This window comes from Bacillus sp. 220_BSPC (assembly GCF_001054655.1).
Lineage (GTDB): Bacteria > Bacillota > Bacilli > Bacillales > DSM-1321 > Peribacillus > Peribacillus frigoritolerans.
In genome coordinates this window covers 1-6,169 of sequence record NZ_JVPL01000064.1, presented here as the reverse complement: position 1 = coordinate 6,169, position 6,169 = coordinate 1, and the positions used below count along the sequence as shown (strand labels likewise).

The 6,169-nt window shown below is 33.5% G+C and carries 6 protein-coding genes; 5 read left to right on the top strand and 1 reads right to left on the bottom strand.

The window, feature by feature from the left end:
- The first annotated feature begins 915 nt into the window (after positions 1-915).
- The gene (locus tag ADA55_RS03830) at positions 916-3,660 is read left to right on the top strand and encodes a DUF3289 family protein (protein ID WP_048679280.1); all 2,745 of its coding nucleotides are present in this window, start codon (positions 916-918) and stop codon (positions 3,658-3,660) included.
- Positions 3,653-4,174 (top strand): hypothetical protein, encoded by a 522-nt coding sequence (locus ADA55_RS03825; RefSeq protein WP_048679278.1) that lies wholly within the window; start codon positions 3,653-3,655, stop codon positions 4,172-4,174. Before ADA55_RS03830 ends, ADA55_RS03825 begins: the two co-directional genes overlap by 8 nt.
- 379 nt (positions 4,175-4,553) lie before the next feature.
- Here the strand turns inward: ADA55_RS03825 and ADA55_RS03815 are convergent, their stop codons facing one another.
- Positions 4,554-4,961, bottom strand: a complete 408-nt coding sequence (locus ADA55_RS03815) for a winged helix-turn-helix transcriptional regulator (protein ID WP_275452465.1) — start codon at positions 4,959-4,961, stop codon at positions 4,554-4,556.
- On the opposite strand from ADA55_RS03815, the gene ADA55_RS30270 reads away from it, so the two are divergent.
- Genes ADA55_RS30270 through dcd form a run of 3 tightly spaced genes read left to right on the top strand, consistent with a single transcriptional unit; the run spans position 4,882 to position 5,757 of the window.
- Positions 4,882-5,130, top strand: a complete 249-nt coding sequence (locus ADA55_RS30270; protein WP_275452464.1) for a metal ABC transporter permease — start codon at positions 4,882-4,884, stop codon at positions 5,128-5,130. The two genes, ADA55_RS03815 and ADA55_RS30270, sit on opposite strands and share 80 nt — an antisense overlap.
- Before the next feature lie 29 nt (positions 5,131-5,159).
- Positions 5,160-5,360, top strand: a complete 201-nt coding sequence (locus ADA55_RS31310) for a 2'-deoxycytidine 5'-triphosphate deaminase domain-containing protein (protein WP_373689745.1) — start codon at positions 5,160-5,162, stop codon at positions 5,358-5,360.
- The gene (gene dcd / locus ADA55_RS03810; RefSeq protein WP_309247774.1) at positions 5,311-5,757 is read left to right on the top strand and encodes a dCTP deaminase; all 447 of its coding nucleotides are present in this window, start codon (positions 5,311-5,313) and stop codon (positions 5,755-5,757) included. The genes ADA55_RS31310 and dcd overlap by 50 nt, the downstream gene beginning before the upstream one ends.
- Positions 5,758-6,169 lie beyond the last annotated feature (412 nt).

Genomic DNA, 6,169 nt, shown 5'->3' with positions numbered 1-6,169 from the left:
TAAAAATAGACAAACTCGATTTTCATCGAGTTTGTCTACAGTCTGAGACCTTCAATTGAAGGTCTTTTTTGTTCGTTCATCGGTTACATAGTAAACCTGCAATGGCTAAAGAAATGAACCCTAAAATTGTACAGAGTGTGGTATCTAAAATATAGTCACGTTTTTTATAAAAAAATGAGATATTTTGAATAAAGTTGTGATGTTTGCAAAAAAGTTACGATGCTTTACCCCTTTGTGGATATCTAAAGGGTTTTTCTTATAGGAAAAGGAAAGTACATCTGAATTAAAAGGTGGATTTAAAGAAAATTGGCTATATATTGGTTTAATCTCTAAAAATAAGACCATTAATTCATAAGTCTGATAAAAATATATAGGAAATTTTTACCTTATAATCCATATTTTTAATCTGTAAACTAATACTTAGTTGAAAAAATTATTTTTTAGGGAGGAAAGGAGAAAAAATGACTTTATCCCTCAAGGAATTATAAGAGCTGTTACTGTTTATTTTATGCTCTTCAATGCTTTTTGCATTTTCGGCACAGTCCAAGGAACAAAAAGCATCATCCTCTGACACGTTTCATATAAACGGTTGAGGAGCTAAACGGGAATCAGCCATTGGTTTACAGTCCGAAAATCTATTGGTTCAAAGATTTATTTATGTTCGGTAAATTTAAAAAGGCAATGCACAAGGTGTCTTTCTGATTTGGTAAATTTCAGAATATTCAGCATTATCGTTGTTTGGAGTAAATTCCTATTTTGCTTTTATAGGTACTAACTAGTTGCTATTAGAAAATAACAATTGTAAAGGAGTTCATTTAATGACATTAACTCAAGAATTTTGACAATATTTCTTTGGATGGGAACCATGATATCGTAATAGGTTAAATTAATATTTTTATAGAGGTGATTATCACGTTGATAAATAATGTAAAAAGTATATTGAGTTTTTTATTGATCTTTGCAATGATTTTCGGCGGAATTGGGCAAGCGGTGGTTGCCAAAGGCAATGACTCTAGTGAGCAAAATGTAAAACAGTGGTTAAGTGAATATGAATTCTATGAGGACACCAGAATTGCAAAAATCTATGATCAGATTGCAATAAATGAATTAAAGCGTTTCGCGACAGTCATAAAAGAAACTAATGCTAAGTTTGATTCTAAACTGATAGCGGAATTTGATGAAATCGGAGACTTTAAACAAAAAGATATTAATGAACTTGATGTACTTCAACAATTGATTAACCAATATGAACAAGCTGTTCAAGAGGAGTATATACATGAGTCGGTTCTTAAAAGTGATCGGCTCTTGGAAATCAAACATAAGTTAACCATATGTTTATGGGGGTATGTAACGAAAAACGATTTTAATGAACCAACTGAAGTATTACTTGCAGATATACTCTTTAATTTTTATTTATCGGATAAAATTGTCAATAAAAATGCTATCGGCATCTTAAAGGATATCTCCGATCAAGCAGATCACAAAGGAAATAAACTAAAAGCTCATTTGAATAACGCTGGGAAGATGTCTGAAAAAGGTAATGAGTTTCTAGAAAAAGATCTAGCTGTCCCTGCATCAAAATCCTATCAAAATGCTTATAAACAAGTGTTATTCGGACTTGAAAAAGCAGGCTATTCATTTAACACAGAATTCTTTGAAACTACCTCTGAAACGGATGGCGATACTATAACAGATGGAATAGAATTCCTGGAGGGAATGAATCCATTTAAAAAGGATACAGATGGTGATGGATTGCAGGACAATATTGAATATGAGGTTAAATCATTTATTTCCCCGACAAAAATTGATACAGATCGTAATGGCATAAGTGATGCAGATGAAGATATCGATGAAGACGGCCTGAGTAATAAAGACGAGCAAGCTAATCAAACAAATTTGATTAAGGGAGATTCGGACCAAGATGATTTAACTGACGGATTTGAAGTACATCAGTTCGATTCATTACCTAATAAGTATGATACAGATAACGATGGGTTAAGTGATGGAGATGAATATGCTTTAAAGACAAATCCGAATGCTGCAGACGGCGACAATGACGGAAGCGAGGATTCACAAGAACTCTATAAACAATCGATTAGTAAATCATTGATTCAGCCTGATAAATCAGAAATTAAAAGCGTAGAAGTTGAGTTTAGTGCAAAGGATAATATTAATAAAACGACTAGAATTAGCAGCACAAACAACATAAATATTAAAACAACTAATTTACACGGTATTATTGGTTCCCCTGTAAGCATCAATACGCAATCAGAATTTGAGAAAGCAAGCATTCAGTTTACTTATGATGAAGCGAAGCTCGGAGACACGTTGGAAGATGATCTAGCCATCATTTGGTACAATGAAGACGAGGAAATGTTTGAAAGCATTAACACTGTGTTAGATACAAGTAAAAATACAATAAGTGTGGAAACTACTCACTTTGGTGAATATCTGGTTGTTGATAAGGCAAAATGGTTGGAGCTATGGAAACGGGAAATAGACTACTCAAGGACGCATGATGTAAATAAAGATCTGCTTAACAATCTTGCAATGAAGACAGTAGGTGATGTAGGAAGAGGTGCCGAAAATGGTATATCAGGTGATGTAGAAATTGATAAAACAGATTCGGACGGGGATGGCTTATACGACAGCTATGAAATTGAAGGAATGAAAACACCGTACGGTATAATTAACTCAGATCCTAATAAGAAGGATAGTGACGGAGATGGATTAACCGATGGGCAAGAAATGGGGCAATTAAAATCATTCACGGTAGAAATTTTTGGAGTTGAAATTCATTTTGAAGGTTTCTTTCCAACCAGTTTCCCTGACCGAAAAGATAGTGACGGAGATGGAAAGTTTGATAATGAGGATTTGAGACCGTTGTACTCTGATTTTACCGATACAGAAATTTATCAATCAGATAGACCAGAAGGCTATGATGAAAATGGAAATGTAGCGAATGATATGAAAACAAATGATTATACAGAAGATGAAATAAAAGACATTAGCTGGATGTTCAGGTTCCAATTACTTGAATCTTATTTCCCAAGTATTCTCTTTTATGAGTTCGAGGATATGACAACAAGCTTGTTTTCCATGGGAGATATGGAAGATGTTATTTTAGATATGATTAATCATTTTAAAGAGGGAACTGGTAAAGAGTACAAAAACCAGACTTTAACTAAAGAAGCGAGTGAGCATGAAACAACGAAAGCCTATGTTGAATTTGTCAAAAATGCCTTAGTTGATGAGCTAAAGAAAAATGGAGGTAATTTGGCAGCACTTAAGTTGGATAAAAGTACAAAGAATTCAAATGAATTTTATAATTTGATACAGAGAAATGCTAGTTATCCGACGTTTAGCACTTGGAGTGACCGAGTAGGTGGTCTTACAATTACAGTAAATGATACTTGGGGGAATACGGTATCCGTAAAAGATTTTTCTGTTGAGAATAATCATTTTAAAGGAGTCATGCGTGTTCGTTTATATGATCATTTTGGGTTGGATCGGCCAGATGTTGAGAAGGAGTATGTCAACTTAGCAGGATTCCGTTCCTGGTTTGTCTTACAGCATTATGATGAATATAATGGCAAATATAAGCCCTTTGTTACTGTAATGGAAATGGATGTACCATTTGAGGGGAAATTGAGTGATTAAAGTTAATTTAAAAATTATAGTTTTAATGATTTGTATATTCTTAATTCCATTAAACTTAATTGGATGTAAAAAGAATGAGGAATCAAGTGGGGAAACAAAGATTTTCGAAATTGAAAATACAGAAGAGATCTTTGGTAAAAAGGATGAAGAAGATGTGACTGTTAAAAAGCATTATATGATTCTAAATCCACCAAAAGATTTAATTGAATTGAAAGAAATAGTTGAAAAATACAGTAAGGAACATTCGGTTGAAGAAGAAATGAAAGTAATGGAAGGAAAAAACAGGATTTTTGATATATCCTTTTATAGGGAAAGTGAAGATTTGCCAAGAGACTGGCAGCTTGATGAAAGTTACATGAATACAGATCGGCTAGAACATCATAAGAATGATCTAATTGCATATATCATTTGGTCAGATGCTGAAACACAAAAAGAATACAATGTTTATGATAAAAATAAGGAAGGAAAGGTTATCAAGAGTAAGCATTTTATTGAGGATCAGCTTGTTGAGTGATACTCTATCCATACCCTGGAAAGTAATAAAATGGAAATTACCTTTCTTAATGAACTAATGGTTGGCTTTATCTGAAGATCGGAGCTGTCTTTAAGGCAGCTCTTATCTTATGTAACTAAAGGAAGAAGGATTTAATACAGTTTCATACTTAGATAATGTATTTTAAAAAAAGAGGCGGAATGGAAGGGCTTATTTATGCACTCAGAATTACAATATTAACGGGTCCGGATAGCTTAGCCGGAATAGTACGCATAATTCCTCAAAACAGTATGGTTATTTATAGATTTACAAAAATACATTATGAATTAAAAACAAAGGTGCCTCTACTGAGTGCACCTTTGTTTTTAATTTCTCTGGTATTGGGGTAACGTTGTCTTAATTAATCAACTTGCTCTCCAAACTTCCTCCCGAATTCTTCCATCAAATCAATAATAGGAATGAATTCCTCTCCTTTTGTGGTCAATGAATATTCAACTCGAGGAGTAACCTCTCGATATATCTTGCGATTAATTAAGCCATCTGTTTCTAGTTCTCGAAGTTGCTTTGTATGAGAACATTGGGGAATATCGCCTAAAAAAGCTTTAATTTCACTATAACGACGCTCTTTAGACTTTATAAACCAAAGAATAAGATATTTCCAACGGCCGGTTGGTTTAGCTATTTCAGTTATTATACCAACGATCGGAGTTCTTTTAGTTTCAGCTCTTTTGGTCTTGCCAGCTGCATTTGCGATAAGGTTCATGAAAGGATTTATAGTGGTAATTGTGACTGCTGTTCTTATTGCCATGTTTAGTATCTTTTTGGGATCGGTCTCTTCCTATACATTAGGAACTCCACCAGGCGCTACCATTACTTTATTATTGGTCATCATCTTATTTATTGGTTTTCTGAGTCACAAATTAGTAATAAGTGTCAATAGAAAAATTAAGAGACGAATACGTCAGGAAAGCTTATAACTATCAGTCGCTAGATTATATTAGAGAATATGGATTCGGGAGGTACAACTATTGTGATTCTATCCAATAAAACAATCTTAAAGAAGATAAAGGAGCAAGAGCTTATCATTGAACCACTGAAACAATCCCAACTACAATCAGCTTCTATTGATTTACGGATAGGAAATCATTTTTTGACGATTGAAATATTCCACACCTCTTTTTTCACTGGACAAACCAGCTGCTTATAAAGAAATTTACAAAGATCATATTATTATTCCGCCTCAAGCTTTTGTAATAGGAACAACCATAGAAGTTATTAAGTTACCTAATAATATGTCTGCTTTCGTTGAAGGCAGAAGCTCTATTGGAAGGTTAGGTCTGTTTATTCAAAATGCTGGATGGGTTGATCCAGGGTTTGAGGGACATATTACATTGGAACTTTACAATGCAAATCGTGTGCCAATTGAGTTAAAGGCAGGGAGACGAATATGCCAGTTAGTTTTAGCTGCTTTGGATCAAGAAACTACTCCTTACATAGGAAAATACTATGGTCAAAATAAAGCAACTGAGACCCAAGTCTCTCTTGAAGAGGAGTCTGAGGATGTAAGTCTGAAAACAAAATGGAAATTTAAAGAATTTGATTAATTTATAGGATTACCCAGTCTTAGGTTTTTTAATTTGTCTGCTATATTGAAACTTTCATTAGTTCATACATTCAAAGAAAAGAGGGAAAATAATGAGTGTTAAGCAACTTAAGGAAGAAGCGCCTAAAAAGGTGAATTGTAAAGATGCTAAAGATGAAGAATCTTCTCTTTTCTATAGTGCTAATTAATTACCTTAAGTTTACATATCTATAAAAACAGAAGAGATATTATATCAAGGCTATTGGTTTATTTGCTGTTGCTCATTCTATGGAACGGATTAATGAAACAAAAAAGTTAAGTTACGTGAGTTAACAATTAAAAACGTTGTTTCAATATTAGAGTTTAATTTCAACTGGGGTAAACCTTTTACAGGGTTTACTCTTCTTTTAGTGAGCTGATTACCCTTAAGTAAC